Raw genomic sequence first — 16,319 nt, 5'->3', positions numbered from 1 at the left:
AAGTAGCGCGAGTGGGAGCGGCAGTAGCCGTAGCCGGCCCAGCCGGCCAGGTGCGAGCGCTGCGCGGTGGGACGCGAGCGGCCGCATTCGACGGGGGTGGAGTCGACGACCCAGATCGGGTCGGCCCACAGGTCGCTGTCGCGGGCCAGGGCGATGATGGTGCGCTGGAGCAGGGGCAGCGCGTGGCGCAGGCGCTTGTTGTAGCCGGACTGGCCGGGCAGGTAGGGGAAGGCGCCGGGCAGGTGGCGGGGAAGGAAGCGCAGCCAGCGGGCTTCGGAGCGGATGCCGAGCAGGGCTTGGGCGATGGCCACGGTGAGCAGTTCGGCGTCGGTCAGGCGTGGTGGGCGGCCCAGGCGGGCCGGGCGGCCCGTGGTGGTGAGCCAGTCATCGATCCTGACGTAGAGTGCGGTCAGAAGGGTGTTGAGGTCGTTGGTCACACATCGATCCTCAACACCCTTCGTCGTCGGTGTCCTGGCGTGGAGGACAGGTTCAGCTGTCCTGGGGCACGGCCCGGGTGGGCGACACCCGTCCCACCACGGACGCGCCTCACGGGTGGGCTCCTCAGCTGGTAGGCGTCGCCGTACCCGCTCTCAGCTTTAGGACTTACTCGTCTAGGCCCAGGACGGCCCGGCGGCCCGGCGGCCCCGAAGGCGCCGCGACACGCGCAGGGGGTGTACGGCTCGCGCGAGCCGTACACCCCCTGCGCCGCGCCCGGCGGGGCCTACTCGTCGGCGGGGTCGAACTTGTAGCCCAGACCGCGGACCGTGAGGATGCAGCGCGGGTTGGAGGGGTCGGCCTCCACCTTGGCGCGGAGCCGCTTGACGTGGACGTCCAGGGTCTTGGTGTCGCCCACGTAGTCGGCGCCCCAGACGCGGTCGATGAGCTGTCCCCGGGTGAGCACCCGGCCGGCGTTGCGCAGCAGCACCTCCAGCAGCTCGAACTCCTTCAGCGGGAGCTGCACCTGATCGCCCCGGACGGCGACGATGTGCCGGTCGACGTCCATCCGGACCGGCCCGGCGGCCAGCACGGCCGACTCCAGTTCCTCCACGTCGCCCTGGCGGCGCAGCACCGCGCGCATGCGGGCCACCAGCTCGCGGGAGGAGAACGGCTTGGTCACGTAGTCGTCGGCGCCGAGCTCCAGCCCCACGACCTTGTCGATCTCGCTGTCCTTGGCGGTCAGCATGATGACGGGCACGTTGGAGCGCTGGCGCAGGGAGCGGCAGACCTCGGTGCCGGGCAGGCCCGGCAGCATCAGGTCCAGCAGCACCAGGTCGGCGCCGTTGCGGTCGAAGGCCTCCAGCGCCTCGGGCCCGGTGGTCGCCACCGCGACCTCGAAGCCCTCCTTGCGCAGCATGTACGACAGGGCGTCGGAGAACGATTCCTCGTCCTCGACAACGAGCACGCGGGTCACTGCGCGGCCTCCAGAGGGGTCGTGGTGCTGGGTGTTACCGGGACCGCCGTGCCGCCGAAGGCGGGCAGGCGGAGCGTGAAGGTGGAGCCGGAGCCTTCCTTGCTCCACACCGTCACCGTGCCGTTGTGGGCGGCGGCGACGTGCTTGACGATGGCCAGGCCGAGGCCGGTGCCGCCGGTGGCGCGGGAGCGGGCGGTGTCGACGCGGAAGAACCGCTCGAAGATCCGCTCCTGGGCGCTCTCCGGGATGCCGATGCCCTGGTCGCTCACGCTGACCTCGACGGCGTCGCCCGCGGGCCGGGCGCTGACCACGACCCGGGTGTGCTCGGGGCTGTAGGCGACCGCGTTGTCGATGAGGTTGCGCAGCGCGGTGACGAGGAGCTCCTCGTCACCCCAGATCTGCAGGCCCTCCGCGCCACCCGCGGCCAGGGTGATGTCCTTGGACGCCGCCGTGGTGTTGCAGCGGTCGATCGCGTCGTGCACGGCCTCGTCGACCGGGACCGGGCCGGGGGTGGGGACCGGCTCGGCTCCCTGGATCCGGGAGAGCGTGATGAGGTCCTGGACCAGGTAGGTCAGGCGGGCGGCCTCGTGCTGCATGCGCCCGGCGAAGCGGGTGACCGCCTCCGGGTCGTCGGCGGCGTCCTGGATGGTCTCGGCCAGCAGGCTCAGCGCGCCGACGGGCGTCTTGAGCTCGTGGCTCACGTTGGCCACGAAGTCCCGGCGGACCGCCTCCACCCGGTGGTACTCGGTCTGGTCCTCGGCGAGCACGAGCACCTGCCCGTGGGAACCCAGCGGAGCGACGCGGACCGCGAAGTTGGTCGACTCCTGGCCGAACTTGTGCCCGGCCACCTCGATCTCGCTCTCCCGGATCTCGCCGTCCCTGCGCACCTGCCTGGCCAGCGCGAGCAGCTCGGCCGCCATCATGTGGTCGCCCTTGACCAGGCCGAAGGCCCGCGCGGCCGAGCTGGCCCGCAGCACCCGGTCCTCCTTGTCGAGCACGACCGCCGAGGACGGCAGGACGGCCAGCACGGAGGCGACCCCCTGCGGCAACGCGCCCGGTTCGACGTCGTCGACCGGGGTCATCGCCCGCTGCTGTCCCGCGTTCTGGCGGACGACCATCACGGCCAGTGCTCCCACGACGAAGCCGGCCAGCGCGGCCAGGCTCGCCATCAGCTCACTCACATGGTCCTCCCCGTCGGATTCACGCCTCGATGGTAGGCGGGGCTTTGCCCTTTCGAGACGGCTCAGAGGGGTATGACCATGGCCTTTCCCGCAAAGTTCATTTTACGGTCGGGGTTCGTTCACTGACGCGCACGTACGGTGAGACCCATGCGTGACGCCTACCACGAAGACCTCGACGCCCTCACCGTCAAGCTGGTCGAGATGACCCGGCTGGTGAGGTCGGCGATCGCCCGTGCCACCACCGCCCTGCTGGACTCCGACCTCGAACTGGCGGAGAGCGTCATCTCCCGGGACGCGGAGGTGGACCGGCTCTTCGCGGAGATCGAAGCGTCGATCTTCGATCTGATGGCCCGGCAGCAGCCGGTGGCCGTGGACCTCAGAATGATCATCACGGCTCTGCGGATGGGCACCGACCTGGAGCGGATGGGCGACCTGGCCCAGCACGTGGCCAAGGTCGCCCGGCTGCGCCACCCCGACTCGGCGATCCCGCCGGAGCTGCGCGCGACGATCCTGGAGATGGGCCAGATCGCCGAGCGCCTGGTCACCAAGACCGGCAGCTGCATCGCCTCGCGGGACGTGGAGTCGGCGCTGGAGCTGGAGCACGACGACGACGCGATGGACAAGCTGCACCGCAGGCTGTTCCGGGTCCTGATGGCGCCCGACTGGAGGCACGGCGTCGAGCCGGCCATCGACGTGACGCTGATCGGCCGCTACTACGAGCGCTACGCCGACCACGCGGTCCGCGTCGCCCGCGACGTGGTCTACCTGGTGACCGGCTCACGTCCTCACGGCGACGCTGACGCGTCGCGGCTCGCGCGCTGACGAGCGCCGCCGTCGCCCGTCCGCTCGCCGGTTCAGGCACCGGCGCCCCCTCGCCGCCCGCGGCGCCGCCGCCACCCGGTCGCATGGATACGAGAAGGGGCCCGCTCGTCCGAGCGGGCCCCTTCTCCGCGTCGCGCGGCGCGGACGTCACCTGCCCTGGTTGGCCACGGCCTCGATGGCGGCCGCGGCGGCCTCGGGGTCGAGGTACAGCCCGCCCTTGGTGACGGGGCGGAAGTCGGCGTCCAGCTCGTAGCGGAGCGGGATGCCGGTGGGGATGTTCAGCCCGGCGATCTCCTCGTCGCCGATCCCGTCCAGGTGCTTGACCAGGGCGCGCAGCGAGTTGCCGTGCGCGGCGACCAGGACGGTCCGGCCCGCCGACAGGTCGGGGACGATGCTGTCGTACCAGTACGGCAGCATGCGCTCGACGACGTCCTTGAGGCACTCCGTCCTCGGCATCAGGTCCTTGGGCAGCAGCGCGTAGCGCGCGTCGCCGACCTGGGAGAACTCGTCGTCGTCGTCGATCGGCGGCGGCGGGACGTCGTAGGAGCGGCGCCAGAGCATGAACTGCTCGTCGCCGAACTGCTCGCGCGTCTGCGCCTTGTTCTTGCCCTGCAGGGCGCCGTAGTGGCGCTCGTTGAGCCGCCAGGAGCGCTTGACCGGGAGCCAGAGCAGGTCGGCCGCGCCCAGTGCGAGGTTCGCCGTCTGGATCGCCCGGGTCATCAGCGAGGTGTGCACCACGTCCGGGCGCACCCCGGCCTCCAGCATCAGCCGCCCGCCGCGCCGCGCCTCCTCCTCGCCCTTGGCCGAGAGCCCCGCGTCCACCCACCCGGTGAACAGACCCTTGGCGTTCCACTCGCTCTCACCGTGCCGCAGCAGCACCAAAGTCGCCATGCGCCCAAGCCTAGCGAGCGCCGTGGATCAGCCGCGCTCCGCGTCGGGGTCGGCGAAGCGGGCGAAGGCCCGGAGGTTGGCGAGGGACTCGCCGCGCCTGGCCCGCCAGGCCCACTCCTTGCGGATGGAGGAGGCGAAGCCCAGCTCCAGCGCCCGGTCGAAGCCCTCGTCGGAGTAGGTCAGCACGCAGCCGAGCAACCGGTCGACCTCCTCCTCCGAGACCGCCGCCAGCGGGACGCGCCCCACCAGGTAGACGTCACCGGTCGGGTCCAGGGCGAAGTGCACGCCGTACATGGAGCCGTTCTTGGTGAGCAGCCAGCGGTAGAAGGCCTCGTGGTTCTCGTCGGGCTGGCGGCAGAAGAACGCCTCCACGTGCAGCGCCTGGTCCCCGATGATCAGCCAGGTCATGGTGGCGAGCTTGTGCTGGCCGGGGAGCTTCACCAGGAAGGCCCCCGGACGCGGCTCCTCGAAGGAGACCTCTGCGCCCTTGAGCGCCGCCTCGATCACTTCGCGCATGGCCTCACCCTACGAGCTCACCGCGGCGCGGTTCACGGCGATCCCGCGGGGACCCGCCGTGGACCGCGCCGCGGGCCCTCAGGAGTTCACCGCGATCGGGGAGCGGTGCAGGTTGGCCATGGCCCCCGCGTAGACCTCCGCGAGCCGGGCCGCGGTGGCCGACCAGCCGAAGGCGGCGGCCTGGGTGACCGCCCCGGCCGACAGCGTGTCGCACCAGGCGTGCTCCCGCACGAACCTGCGGAGCACCTGCGCCCAGTCGTGCGGGTCGTGCCCGTCGACGAGCACCCCCGACACCCCGTCCCGTACGGCGGTGCGCAGGCCGCCCACGGACGCCGCGGCGACCGGGGTGCCGCAGGCCTGGGACTCCAGGGCGACCAGGCCGAACGACTCGCTGTGCGAGGGGACGACGGTCACGTCGGCCGCGCGGTACCAGTCGGCCAGCTCGTGCTGCGGGGCCGGGGGCACGATCCTGACCACGTCGGAGATGCCCAGGTGCACGGCCAGGTCGGTCAGGTAGGAGGGCCGGGCCAGGCCGTTCCCGCTGGGCCCGCCGACGCAGGCGACGACCAGCCTCCCCCGCAGGGAGGGGTCCTCGACGAGCAGCCGGGCGGCGGCGCGCAGCAGCACGTCCGGGCCCTTGAGCGGCTGCACCCGGCCCACGAACAGCAGGACGCGGGCGTCCCGCGGGAGGCCCAGCCGGTGCCGGGAGGTCTCCTTGGAGCCGGGCTGGAAGACCGTGAGGTTCACTCCGGGGTTGACGACCTCGACGCGGCCGGGGGCGGCGCCGTACAGGTCGACGAGTTCCCGCGCCTCGGTCGGCGTGTTGGCCACCAGCCGGTCGGCGATCTCGACGACCTGCTCCTCGCCGCACACGCGGGCGGCGGGCTCGGGCCTGTCGTCCTCGGCGAGCAGGAGGTTCTTGACCTTGGCCATGGTGTGCATGGTGTGCACCAGCGGGACGCCCCAGCGCTCCTTGGCCAGCCAGCCCACCTGCCCGGAGAGCCAGTAGTGGGAGTGGATGACGTCGTAGCGGCCCGGGTCGTACGTGGCCTCGGTGCGCAGCACGCCGGAGAGGAAGGCGCAGAGCTGGCCGGGCAGGTCGCCCTTGTCCAGTTCCTCGTACGGCCCCGCCGTGACGTGCCTGACCGAGACCCCCGGGGCGATCTCGGCGACCGGCGGCAGGTCCCTGGCCGTCTGCCGGGTGAAGATCTCCACCTCGATCCCCAGCTGGGCCAGGCGCTTGGCCGCCTCCACGATGTAGACGTTCATCCCGCCCGCGTCCCCGGTCCCCGGCTGGTCCAGGGGAGACGTGTGCATGCTGATCGTCGCGACTCGGCCGACCCGTCGTCGCTTCACCGACACCACCTCCGAGACGGATACAACTACCCGCCCCGTGCCGACATTCCCGACATATGACCCCCAGAGAGGCGGGGCGCGCCTCCCTGGCAGGATGGCGAGCCATGACGAAGACAGCAGTGGTGACGGGAGCCAGCAGCGGCATCGGCCGGGCGACGGCGCGCCGCCTGGCCTCCGAGGGCTTCGACGTGGTCGCCGCCGCGCGCCGCAGGGAGCGGCTGGACGAGCTGGCCGCCGAGGTGCCCGGCGTCCGCCCGGTGACCCTGGACGTGACCTCCGACGCGTCGGTGGCGGAGCTGGCCGCCTCACTGGACCGCTGCGACGTGCTGGTCAACAACGCCGGCGGCGCGATCGGCCTGGAGCCGGTGGCCACCGGGGACGCGGCCGACTGGCGGCGGATGTACGAGACCAACGTGATCGGCTCGCTCCGGGTCACCCAGGCGCTGCTGCCCAAGCTCGTCGCCTCCGGGGACGGGGTGCTGCTGATGCTGACCTCGGTGGCCGGGCTCGTCTCCTACGAGGGCGGCGGCGGCTACAACGCCGCCAAGCACGCGCAGACCTCGATGACCGAGGTGCTCCGGCTGGAGCTGTGCGGGCAGCCGGTCCGCGTCGTCGAGGTCGCGCCCGGCATGGTGCACACCGAGGAGTTCTCACTGAACCGCTTCCGCGGCGACGCGGACCGGGCCGGGAAGATCTACCAGGGCGTCCCCGACCCGCTCTCCGCCGACGACGTGGCCGACGCCATCGCCTGGTGCGTCACCCGCCCCGCGCACGTGAACATCGACCGCCTGGTCATCCGCCCCCGCGCCCAGGCCGCCCAGCACAAGATCCACCGCGTCACCCCCTGACCGCGCGGGCCCGGCCGGTCCCCGTATCCGCCGCGGGACCGGCCGCCCGGTCCGGGGACGGCCGCGACCGCCCGACAATGGGGGGATGCGCTCCAGGAGGCCGGTCGGCGAGATCACCAGGGGGACGACCGGCCACAACCGGCTGCGCCGCTCCGACCGCTGGATCACCGCCGTGCACGGGCCGCTGCTGCGCTCGGCGGGCCGGCCGCTGGTGGTGGACCTCGGCTACGGGGCCTCGCACACCACGACGCTGGAGCTGTTCCTGCGGCTGCGCCGCGTCTGCCCCGGGGCCGAGGTCGTCGGGATCGAGATCGACCCGGCCCGGGTGGCCGCCGCCAAGCCGTACGAGACCGAGGGCCTGACGTTCCGGCTGGGCGGCTTCGAGCTGCCGGTGGACCGGCCGCCGCTGCTCGTGCGGGCCTTCAACGTGCTGCGGCAGTACGGCGAGGCGCAGGCGTGGGACTACTGGGATCTGCTCAGGTCCCGGCTCGCCCCCGGCGGGGTGGTCGTGGAGGGGACCTGCTCGGAGGTGGGGCACCGCGCCGCCTGGGCCGGGCTGGACGCCTCCGGGCCGCGGACCCTGACCCTCTCGGCCCGCTTCGGCGCCTTCGAGCGCCCCTCCGACCTGGCCGAGCGGCTGCCCAAGACGCTCATCCACCGCAACGTCCCCGGCGAGCCGGTCCACGCCTTCCTCCGCGACTTCGACCGCGCCTGGGCGGTCAGCGCCCCGCTGGCCCCCCACGGCGCGCGGCAGCGCTGGATCGCCGCGGTGGAGGCGCTCGCCGCGGCCTGGCCGGTCCACCGCCGCCCTCCGCTGGGCGGGCGGGGGCGGTGGCGGCTGGGCGAGGTGACCGTCGCGTGGGACGCGGTGGCCCCCGCCCGCGGGGAATGACCGCGGAACGGCACCCGCCCGGCGGTCGTGTTCACCCGGGGTTCGGCCAGGTGACGGGGTGACGGCACCGGCCGCTCCCGTCCGCGCCCGGGCGTGCCGCTAAGGTCTCCAACCATGTCCCACCTGCCCATGTCCCAGCTGCGCTTCGTGACGGACCCCGAGCTGACCCCCGAGCTCGTCGACGAGCTCGTCGAGGTCTGGACCGACGTGAGCAACGCGGGCGGCGCCGTCGGGTTCGTGCCGCCGGTGACCCCCGACGACGTCCGCCCGACCGCCGAGCGCGCGTTCGCCCGCTGCGGCGGCGGCCCCGACCACCTGCTGGCCGGCTTCGGCGAGGACGGCCGGGTCGCCTGCTGGCTGATCATCGGCGACACCGGGTCCCCGCTCCGGTCCCACTGGCGCTGGCTCCTGCGGGTGATGGTCCACCCCAAGCACCAGGGGCGGGGCTACGGCGCCCGGCTCCTGCGCGCCGCCGACGACGCCGCCCGCGGCCTCGGCCTGGAGGCGCTCCACCTGACCGTCCGGGGCGGCACCGGCACCGACCGCTTCTACGCGGGCCTGGGCTACACCGAGGTCGGCCGCGTCCCCCGGGCCATCCGGGTGGCGCCCGGCGACGACCGCGACGAGATCTACATGGTGAAACTCCTCTGACGGGGCCGCGGCCGTACGGCGGGCCCGGCCGCACCGGGAGAACGAAACTCGACAGCCCGTAGTACTACCCGTCGTGGTGGGGAGTTAGTCTTACAGTGTGAAGGGTCTCGGTGAACTTGAGCGCGGCATCATGGACGTCATCTGGGCGCAGTCCTCGGCGGTGACGGCCCGCGAGGTGGGACGGCTCATCGCGGAGCGGGATCTCGCGCCCACGACGGTGATGACCGTTCTCGACCGGCTGACCCGCAAGGGGTTCCTGAAGCGCACCCGCGACGGTCGCGCGTGGCGGTACGAACCCGCGGAGAGCCGCGACGGCTACGTCGCCGAGCTTATGCTTGAGGCGCTCGACCTGACCGGCGACCGGTCGGCCGCCCTGACTCGCTTCGCCCAGGCCGTCTCCGGCCCCGAGGCCGAGATCCTGCGGAGAGCGTTGACGGAGCTGGAGGACGAGTGATCACCGCGGCGGCCATGGCGTCCCTCGCCCTGGTCTGCGCGGTCGGAGCCTGGCGGCTGGCCAGGGCGCGGTGGACCTACCGCGCCCCCCACGTGGCCATCGTCCTGTGGCAGGCACTGGGGGTGACCTGGGGCCTGGCCGGGACCGGGGCCCTGCTCGCCTACGCCCTGGAGCCCTACGGCCGGGGCGTGCTGTACGGCCTGCACGCCTTCGCCGTCTCGGCCGTCGAAGGGGGGTACGGCACGCCCGAGCCGTACGACCTGCCGAGGATCTTCGCTCTCATCGCCGGGCTGACCACGCTCTCCGTCCTGGTCGTGGTGCTCCTCACCGCGGGCGCGCAGACCCTGCGGGCCCGCCGACGGCACCGCACGCTGCTGGCGCTCGTCGCCCGCGAGGACCCCGAGGTGCCCGGAGTGCGGGTGGTCGACCACCCCGCCGCCGCCGCCTACTGCGTGCCCGGGCTCCGCTCCCAGGTCGTGGTCAGCAAGGGGACCCTGCAACTGCTCTCCTCCGCCGAGCTGACCGCGGTGCTGGCCCACGAGGCGGCCCACGTCCGCGAGCGGCACGACCTGGTCCTGCTGCCGTTCGCCGCGCTGCGCAGGGCGCTTCCCTGGTCCCGCACGGTCGAGGACGCCCAGCGGGAGGTCGGCCTGCTGGTGGAGATGGCCGCCGACGACGTCGCGCGGCGCTACTGCTCGCCGCGCCGGCTGGCCACCGCCCTGCTCCGCTTCGGCGCCGCCGGCGCCATCCCCACCCCGCACGGGGCCCTGGGCGCCGCCACCCCGGCCTCCGCGGTGATGGCCCGGGTCGAGCGCCTGATCACCCCCGGCCCGCTCCTGCCCGGCCCGGTCCGCTACGGCATCGTGGCCTTCTCCCTCACGCTGACCGCCTCCGCCCCGCTGCTCTGGGTGATGCCCCACTGACGGCTCGGCGCTAGCGGGTGTTAACCAGTGTGTTTGCAATTGCAAGCAGTGTGGGGCAGACTGGACGCATGGCACTACCGAAGGTCGGCTCGATCGGCGAGTACATCCGCGAGCAGCGCACGCAGGCGAAGATCTCACTGCGCCAGCTCGCCGCCGCGGCGGGGGTCTCCAACCCCTACCTCAGCCAGATCGAGCGCGGGCTGCGCAAACCCAGCGCGGAGATCCTGAACCAGATCGCCAAGGGTCTGCACATCTCCGCGCAGGCGCTCTACGTCCAGGCCGGCCTCATCGAGGACCGCGAGCCGGACAGCGACGTGCTGACCGCGATCAGGGCCGACACCCTCATCACCGAGCGGCAACGCCAGGTGCTGATCGACATCTACGAGTCGTTCCGCAAGGAGAACCGGTCCGGGACCCCGGACGCGGACGCGCAGACCACTGAGAACGCGCGTTCCGAGCCGGAGCCCCGGAGGCATGACGCCGGCTCCCCGCCGGACGACGAGGCGCCGCTGCCCGAGGAGCCCTTCGCCGCGCCGAAGCCTTTCACGGAGGCCCAGGCGCCCTCGACCCCCAAGGTCAACGGCCACGTCACACCGGAAACGAAGGAAGGTTAACCCATGACTCTGGCCACCGAGGTCAAGAAGCTGACCGACTCCAAGCCGTTCTACGCCGTCGCCGGTGCGGGCGACTTCGCCGTGGAGAAGCTCCGCGAGCTGCCCGAGCAGATCCAGAGGCTCCAGGGCCGCCGCGAGGAGGTCCGCGAGGTCGCCCGGGAGCTGCCCGGGAAGGCGAAGGAGTTCGCGGGCCGGGCCGAGGGCTACGCCCGGCAGTTCGGCGACCGCGCCGAGGAGTACGCCAGGGACCTCCCCGAGAAGGCCCGCGGCTACGCCGACCAGCTGACCGCCAGGGCCACCGAGCTCTACGAGGAGTTCGCCCTCCGCGGCCGCAAGGTCGTCTCCCAGGTGAGCGGCGAGGCCGCCCTGGAGCTGGAGGAGGTCTCCGAGGCCGCCGAGCCCGCGATCGCCGCCGCCCCCGCCCCCCGGAAGAACGCCCGCGCCCCCAGGACCCCGGCCAAGACCTCCGCGAAGGCCTGACCCCCGCGTCCGGCCGGCTCCCGGGGCCCGCCGCAGGCATGAGACCGCCCGCCCGGGACCCGCAACGATCGGGTCCCGGGCGGGCGGCGGCGTCGTCGCCTCCGCCGCGGGGGACGTCTCCCACCACCTGGAGAGCGTGGCCTCCGGTTCGGAGGAGATGGGGGCCTCGATCAACGAGATCTCCCGCACCACCACCGCCGCCGCGACGGCGTGAACCCGCGCCTCCCGGAGGGCCCGGTCGCCGGCCGGGCCGGGCCCTCGACCGGCGCTGCGGGCCTCGCCGGGAGGCGGCCCGGCCCGCCGGAACGGCCCTCCTTCAACGCTCGCGCAAGTGCTCCTTAACGGAGCCATAAGGGGCCGCTGAGCGGGGCAGACTTCCCATAACGTACTGCCGTGTCGAGCATTGCGGGCCCCTCGATCCGGGGCCGGATTCCGGTGGGGCGCCGCTCCGCGTTCTCCCGCCTGCGTGCGGCCGGAGTCTCCCTCCTCCGCGCGGTCATGCTTCCCCGCCTCCGCGCGGCCGGGGTCTCCTTCCTCCGCGCGGCCGGGATCTCCCGGCTGCGCGTGGCGGGGGTCTTCGTCGAGCGGCCGGGCGTGGTCTCGGTCTACATGGTCGGCGAGGACCTCGGCTCCCTCCGGTTCGAGCCCGGCCAGTCCTTCCGCTGGCGCTTCCTGACCCGGCGGCTCTGGCCGGTCTCGCTGCCGTTCGCGCTCTCCGCCCCGATCTGGGAGGACACCGTGCGGATCACGGTCAGCACGCGCGGCGGCCGTACCCGGATGATGCGCCGTCTCCGTCCGGGCACCAGGGTCCTGGCCCGCGGGCCGTTCGGCACGCTGACCGGGCGGAGCCGTACCCGGCGGAAGGTCCTGCTGCTGGCCTGGGGGATGGGCGTCGCCCCGATGCGGGCGCTGTTCGAGACGATGCCCGGCGGCCCCGGGGACGTCACCCTGCTGTACCGGGCGCGCTCGGCCGGAGACCTCGTCCTCACCCACGAGCTGGAGGCCATCGCCCGGCGGCGGCGGCGCTACCTGCACTACCTGCTCGGCCCCGCGGGCGGCCCCGGCGATCCGCTCAGCCCGGCCCGCCTGCTGGAGCTCGTCCCCGACATCGCCGAGCACGACGTCTACCTGTGCGGCTCCCCCGAGACGGCCGCCGCCTCGGTCGAGGCGCTGCGCCTGGCCGGGGTCCCCCGGGACCGCATCCGCGCCGAGCCGGCCGCCTGCTAGGGATCCCGCCGGAGGGGTTCCGCCTGCGGCACCGGTACCGGCGGATCCGCCCCGCGCGAGCCCCGCCGCCCGGGGTTCCGGACGTACGGTGATCCCTTACCGGCGGGCGGGCGATATCACCTAGGCTGGTGGATGTCGGTAGGGCGAACGCGTTGGAGTGACCATGTTCCAGATCCACGGCGTGCTGGACCTGATCTTCTGGATCCTGGCCATCATCGCGTTCGGCATGTCCATCTGGGCGCTGGTCCACGCCCTCCGGACCCCCGCGCGGGCGTTCGCGGTCGCCGGCAAGCAGACCAAGAAGCTGTGGACGATCATCCTGGGCTTCGCGACGCTGTTCTCGTTCGCCTCGGCCGTGGGCTACTTCGGGATCGGCCTCGGCCAGCTCAACATCTTCGCCATCGCCGCGGTCATCGCCGCCGGAATCTACCTGGCCGACGTGAAGCCCGCCGTGAGCCAGACCGGCAAGGGCGGCAACTCGGGGCCCTACGGCCCCTGGTAGGACCCGCGGAGCAAGGACACGACGACCGCGCCCCGCGGCCGTCCGGCCAGGCTCGTCTCCCGGCCGGCGGGAGAGCCCCCTCCATGGCACCTTCCGGATAGTTCGTCCTTCCCGACACATTGGGTCACGTTGCCCTCACTCGGTCCCGACCGGTAGACATGCGGGATGGCGACGGCGTCCGCCCTGACTGGGGGGTCAAGCGAGTTTGACAGACATCAGGTGATTTTTCGGAAACATCTGTTGACTCCTCCGAAACAATGCTACGTTTTCTGGGAGCGCTCCCACCTGCACGACATTTAGGTGTGGAGGAAGTTATGACCGACGTGCCCACCCTCGCCCAGGTCGCCGCCGAAGCCGGAGTGTCCCCCGCGACGGCATCCAGGGTCCTTACCGGTTCTGTCAGGGTCGCCACCTCGACCCGGCGACAGGTGCACGACGCCATCTCCAGGCTCGGTTACGTACGGCACCGCGCTCCCCGGGGCGGCGCAGGGCGGCGCTGCGATCAGACGGTGACCGTGGTGGTCTGCGAGCCCGCACAGCGCCTGTTCACCGAGCCCTTCTACGCCAGGATGATCACCGCGGCGGAGGAGGTGCTCGCCGGCCACGGCATCCCGCTCACGGTGATGACGGTCCCCTCGGCCGGTTCCACCATCGCCACCCCCCAGCTCGTCGCCGGAGGCGTCGACGGCGTCCTGCTGATCGGCGCGCGGGAGCGGCACCCGCTCGTGGTGACACTGGCCGCCTCCGGCATCCCGGTGCGGAGCGCTGGCCGCCTGCCCGACGGCATCGACCTGCCCTACGTGGACATGGACAACCACGACGGGGGCAGGCAGGCCGCCGAGCACCTGCTCCTGGGCGGGCGGCGGGCCATCGCCGCCATCGCCGGACCGCCGGGACTGCCCGCCGCCCGCGACCGGCTCGACGGCTTCACCCGGACGCTCTCCATGGCCGGGATGGCCGGGATCCCGGTGGCCTACGGCGACTTCACCCACTCCTCGGGGGTGCACGCCGCGCAGTGGCTGCTGCGCAGGATGCCGCGCCTGGACGCGATCTTCGCCGCCTCCGACGTGATGGCCGCGGCCGCCGTGCAGACCCTGCGCCGGGCCGGCCGCCGGGTCCCCGACGACGTGGCCGTGATCGGCTTCGACGACGCCCCCATCGCCCGGCGCACCTCTCCCACGCTGACCACCGTGCGCCAGCCCGTGGAGGAGTACGCCGCGCTGGCCACCCGGCTGCTGCTGCGCACGATGAGCACGGGCGAGCCGTCCAGGAACAACCCCGTCCTACCGACGGAGCTGGTGGTCCGTGAATCGGCCTGAACCCGCCGCCGGCCTGCGCGCGGGCGACCTGCTCGCCCGCAGGTACCTGCTGATGGAGCCGATCGGCAGGGGAGGCATGAGCGTCATCTGGCGCGCCTTCGACCAGTCGCTGGAGCGGATGGTCGCGATCAAGATCCTGGACGGGGACCTCGGCGCGGACCGGGAGATCATCCGGCGTGAGGCCCGCGCCACCGCGCGGCTCATCCACCCCGACGCGATCGAGATCTACGACTACGGGGAGACCGTGACCGCCCACGGCCGCCTCGCCGCCTACGTGGTGATGCGGCTGCTCGAAGGGCGCTCGCTGGCCGACCGGATCGACGAGAGCCCGCTGCCGTGGGAGGAGGCGGTGGTGGTGGCCGGGAGGCTGGCCGCCGTCCTGGGCACCGCCCACGAGCGGGGCATCGTCCACCGGGACGTCACCGCCGAGAACGTGCTGCTGACCGCCGACGGCGCCAAGCTGCTCGACTTCGGCATCGCGGCGTTCATCGGGGAGCAGGACGACCGCACCGGCGAGTACGGCACGCCCCCCTATGTGGCGCCCGAGCGCCTGACCGGCACGGCCGCCGACCCGGCGGGCGACGTCTACGCGCTCGGCGTGCTGCTGTTCGAGATGCTCACCGGTGACACGCCGTATCCGGAGCGGACCTGGGAGGAGATCGAGAGCGCCCGGCGGGACGGGCCTCCACCGGCCCTCCTCGTCCCGGGGCTGCCGCCGGAGGTGGCCGCGCTGTGCCGGCGCTGCCTGTCGCACGCGCCATGGGACAGGCCGGGGGCGCGGGAGGCGGCCGACGTCCTCGCAGACGCCCTGCCCGCCCTCCCGGACGCCCCCGCCGGCCGGGCGCGGGCCCGGACCGCCCGGCTCCGGCCGGACCACGCGGCCGGCTCCTCCGTACGGCACGAGCCCGCGCCCCGGGGCTCCGGACGGCCGGAGTCCTCGACCGGGATCCTGGAACGGCCGGAGACGGCACGCGCCCCGGCGGCGCCCGCCACGCGGGGCGGGAACCCGTTCTGGACGGCCGCCGCGGCGGTCATGACGCTGGCCGCGGCAGGCCTCTTCTGGGTGCAGGCCGCCGGTGTCCCCGGCAGGTCCGGCGAGCCGTCCGGCTCCGCCATCGGCGCGACCTCGCGGCCCTCCCCGACGGAGCCGTCACCCGCCGGATCCCCCTCGCCCGTCCCCGAGGCGGGCCCCCGGACCGCGCCGGCCGACGGGCCGGTCGACGGGCCGGCCAGGGAGCCCGCCCGGGAGGCGACCGGGAAGCCGACCGCGCCGATGGTCATGGTGGAGGACGCGCGCCGGCCCACGCTCCACCAGAGCGTGCAGGGCTTCAACGCCCTGCTGGCCAGGGGCGCGAAGACGGGGGCGATCCGCGCGGACGTGGCGCTGGACCTGCGGCAGGTGCTGGCCGGCAGCGTCTGCTGCACCCGCGACCTCACCCCGATCCGGGGGAAGATCGCCGACCGGTACCGGGAGGGGTCCATCCCCGGCGCGCTCCGCGAGGCTCTGGACGACCAGCTGGAGGTCGTGGCGCGCGCGCTGGCCGGGTGAGCCCGGTCCCGGCCGCGCAGGGGCGGACCGGGTACGGCGGAGGCCGTGCCCGGTCCCGCCGCGGGAGGGCGGCGCCGGGCTCCGCGCCGCGGGCCCGGCGGGGGCGGGTCCGGGCGGCCCTACACGGCCGTGGGAGGCGACGCCGGGCCGGAGCGCCGGGTGGGGGCGTGGCGCAGGGAGTCGGCGACGGTCAGGTCCGTGGGAAACGCGTCGCTGAGCCGGGTGAGCTCCAGCAGGCGCTGGAGGAACCCCCTGACCCCCGCCAGGCGGAGCCACCCGCCCGCCTCGAAGGTCCGGCGCAGGCCGGACAGGAGCAGCCAGACCCCGGTGGAGTCGCAGAAATCCAGCCCGGACACGTCGGCGATGAGGTGGACGTGCCCGTCCGCGAGCAGGTCCGTCAGCGTCTGCTCCAGTTGCGGAGCCGAAACCTTGTCCAGATCTCCCGCGACCGAGATGACAGCGCAAGCGCGATACTGAGTGACCTGGATGGACAGCTTCGTCACGTTTTGCCTGCCTATGAGCCTGGCCATGGGAGTGGCGTGATGATGCGACAGGCACGATGGCCAGTTAAGGTCAACGTACAGGGACGATCAAGAGTGCACAGCCCTCGGGCCCCGGCAATACGAGGATACTTGCCATTCGCGGGCGCGTTCACCGCCGACGGACACTCACCTTCGCCCCAC

At 73.3% G+C, this 16,319-nt stretch carries 19 protein-coding genes; 12 read left to right on the top strand and 7 right to left on the bottom strand.

The window, feature by feature from the left end:
- The 3 genes from FHS22_RS03505 to FHS22_RS03495 all read right to left on the bottom strand — a co-directional run.
- On the bottom strand, positions 1–437 hold a 437-nt coding region (locus FHS22_RS03505), incomplete at its 3' end, for a transposase family protein (protein ID WP_476704281.1).
- A 284-nt stretch (positions 438–721) separates the two neighbouring features.
- A complete protein-coding gene (locus FHS22_RS03500; RefSeq protein ID WP_184938278.1) occupies positions 722–1,411 on the bottom strand; it encodes a response regulator transcription factor in 690 nt (229 codons plus the stop codon).
- The gene (locus FHS22_RS03495) at positions 1,408–2,580 is read right to left on the bottom strand and encodes a sensor histidine kinase (protein ID WP_184938377.1); all 1,173 of its coding nucleotides are present in this window, start codon (positions 2,578–2,580) and stop codon (positions 1,408–1,410) included. The genes FHS22_RS03500 and FHS22_RS03495 overlap by 4 nt, the downstream gene beginning before the upstream one ends.
- A gap of 159 nt (positions 2,581–2,739) precedes the next feature.
- On the opposite strand from FHS22_RS03495, the gene phoU reads away from it, so the two are divergent.
- The gene (gene phoU, locus FHS22_RS03490; protein ID WP_184938276.1) at positions 2,740–3,414 is read left to right on the top strand and encodes a phosphate signaling complex protein PhoU; all 675 of its coding nucleotides are present in this window, start codon (positions 2,740–2,742) and stop codon (positions 3,412–3,414) included.
- Between the two features lie 147 nt (positions 3,415–3,561).
- On the opposite strand, the gene FHS22_RS03485 is transcribed toward phoU, so the two are convergent.
- The 3 genes from FHS22_RS03485 to mshA all read right to left on the bottom strand — a co-directional run bounded on the left by FHS22_RS03485 (position 3,562) and on the right by mshA (position 6,138).
- Entirely contained in the window at positions 3,562–4,305 is a 744-nt protein-coding gene (locus FHS22_RS03485; RefSeq protein WP_184938274.1) for a phosphoglyceromutase, read from the bottom strand.
- 27 nt (positions 4,306–4,332) lie between these two features.
- A complete protein-coding gene (locus tag FHS22_RS03480) occupies positions 4,333–4,821 on the bottom strand; it encodes a type III secretion system chaperone family protein (protein WP_184938272.1) in 489 nt (162 codons plus the stop codon).
- Positions 4,822–4,899: 78 nt separating this feature from the next.
- Positions 4,900–6,138, bottom strand: coding sequence for a D-inositol-3-phosphate glycosyltransferase (gene mshA, locus FHS22_RS03475; protein WP_377295990.1), 1,239 nt, complete (start codon positions 6,136–6,138; stop codon positions 4,900–4,902).
- A 143-nt stretch (positions 6,139–6,281) separates the two neighbouring features.
- On the opposite strand from mshA, the gene FHS22_RS03470 reads away from it, so the two are divergent.
- The 11 genes from FHS22_RS03470 (at position 6,282) to FHS22_RS03420 (ending at position 15,636) form a co-directional block, all read left to right on the top strand.
- Positions 6,282–7,025, top strand: a complete 744-nt coding sequence (locus FHS22_RS03470) for an SDR family oxidoreductase (RefSeq protein WP_184938268.1) — start codon at positions 6,282–6,284, stop codon at positions 7,023–7,025.
- 85 nt (positions 7,026–7,110) lie between these two features.
- Positions 7,111–7,917 (top strand): class I SAM-dependent methyltransferase, encoded by an 807-nt coding sequence (locus FHS22_RS03465; RefSeq protein WP_184938266.1) that lies wholly within the window; start codon positions 7,111–7,113, stop codon positions 7,915–7,917.
- 114 nt (positions 7,918–8,031) lie between these two features.
- Complete coding sequence (locus FHS22_RS03460) at positions 8,032–8,568, top strand: GNAT family N-acetyltransferase (protein ID WP_260407583.1); 537 nt, start codon at positions 8,032–8,034, stop codon at positions 8,566–8,568.
- A 97-nt stretch (positions 8,569–8,665) separates the two neighbouring features.
- A complete protein-coding gene (locus tag FHS22_RS03455; RefSeq protein WP_184938264.1) occupies positions 8,666–9,022 on the top strand; it encodes a BlaI/MecI/CopY family transcriptional regulator in 357 nt (118 codons plus the stop codon).
- Complete coding sequence (locus FHS22_RS03450; RefSeq protein WP_184938262.1) at positions 9,019–9,945, top strand: M56 family metallopeptidase; 927 nt, start codon at positions 9,019–9,021, stop codon at positions 9,943–9,945. Before FHS22_RS03455 ends, FHS22_RS03450 begins: the two co-directional genes overlap by 4 nt.
- Positions 9,946–10,013: 68 nt before the next feature.
- On the top strand, positions 10,014–10,559 hold the full coding sequence (locus FHS22_RS38885; protein ID WP_184938260.1) for a helix-turn-helix domain-containing protein: 546 nt from the start codon (positions 10,014–10,016) through the stop codon (positions 10,557–10,559).
- A 3-nt stretch (positions 10,560–10,562) separates the two neighbouring features.
- Positions 10,563–11,039, top strand: a complete 477-nt coding sequence (locus tag FHS22_RS03440; protein WP_184938258.1) for a hypothetical protein — start codon at positions 10,563–10,565, stop codon at positions 11,037–11,039.
- 393 nt (positions 11,040–11,432) lie between these two features.
- Complete coding sequence (locus FHS22_RS39125; RefSeq protein WP_338047566.1) at positions 11,433–12,266, top strand: ferric reductase-like transmembrane domain-containing protein; 834 nt, start codon at positions 11,433–11,435, stop codon at positions 12,264–12,266.
- Between the two features lie 163 nt (positions 12,267–12,429).
- The gene (locus tag FHS22_RS03430) at positions 12,430–12,768 is read left to right on the top strand and encodes a DUF2516 family protein (RefSeq protein ID WP_184938257.1); all 339 of its coding nucleotides are present in this window, start codon (positions 12,430–12,432) and stop codon (positions 12,766–12,768) included.
- Between the two features lie 314 nt (positions 12,769–13,082).
- Positions 13,083–14,087 (top strand): LacI family DNA-binding transcriptional regulator, encoded by a 1,005-nt coding sequence (locus FHS22_RS03425; protein WP_184938255.1) that lies wholly within the window; start codon positions 13,083–13,085, stop codon positions 14,085–14,087.
- Positions 14,074–15,636 carry a serine/threonine-protein kinase gene (locus FHS22_RS03420; RefSeq protein WP_184938253.1) on the top strand — a complete coding sequence of 521 codons (1,563 nt, stop codon included), beginning with the start codon at positions 14,074–14,076 and terminating at the stop codon, positions 15,634–15,636. The genes FHS22_RS03425 and FHS22_RS03420 overlap by 14 nt, the downstream gene beginning before the upstream one ends.
- A gap of 119 nt (positions 15,637–15,755) precedes the next feature.
- On the opposite strand, the gene FHS22_RS03415 is transcribed toward FHS22_RS03420, so the two are convergent.
- Positions 15,756–16,139: an anti-sigma factor antagonist gene (locus tag FHS22_RS03415; RefSeq protein WP_184938251.1), complete on the bottom strand. Its 384-nt coding sequence runs from the start codon at positions 16,137–16,139 to the stop codon at positions 15,756–15,758.
- Positions 16,140–16,319 lie beyond the last annotated feature (180 nt).

Source organism: Thiemannella venezuelensis (assembly GCF_014203605.1).
Lineage (GTDB): Bacteria > Actinomycetota > Actinomycetes > Streptosporangiales > Streptosporangiaceae > Planomonospora_A > Planomonospora_A venezuelensis.
Note: the sequence above shows the minus strand (reverse complement) of the source record. Positions and strands in the feature narration are given on the sequence as shown.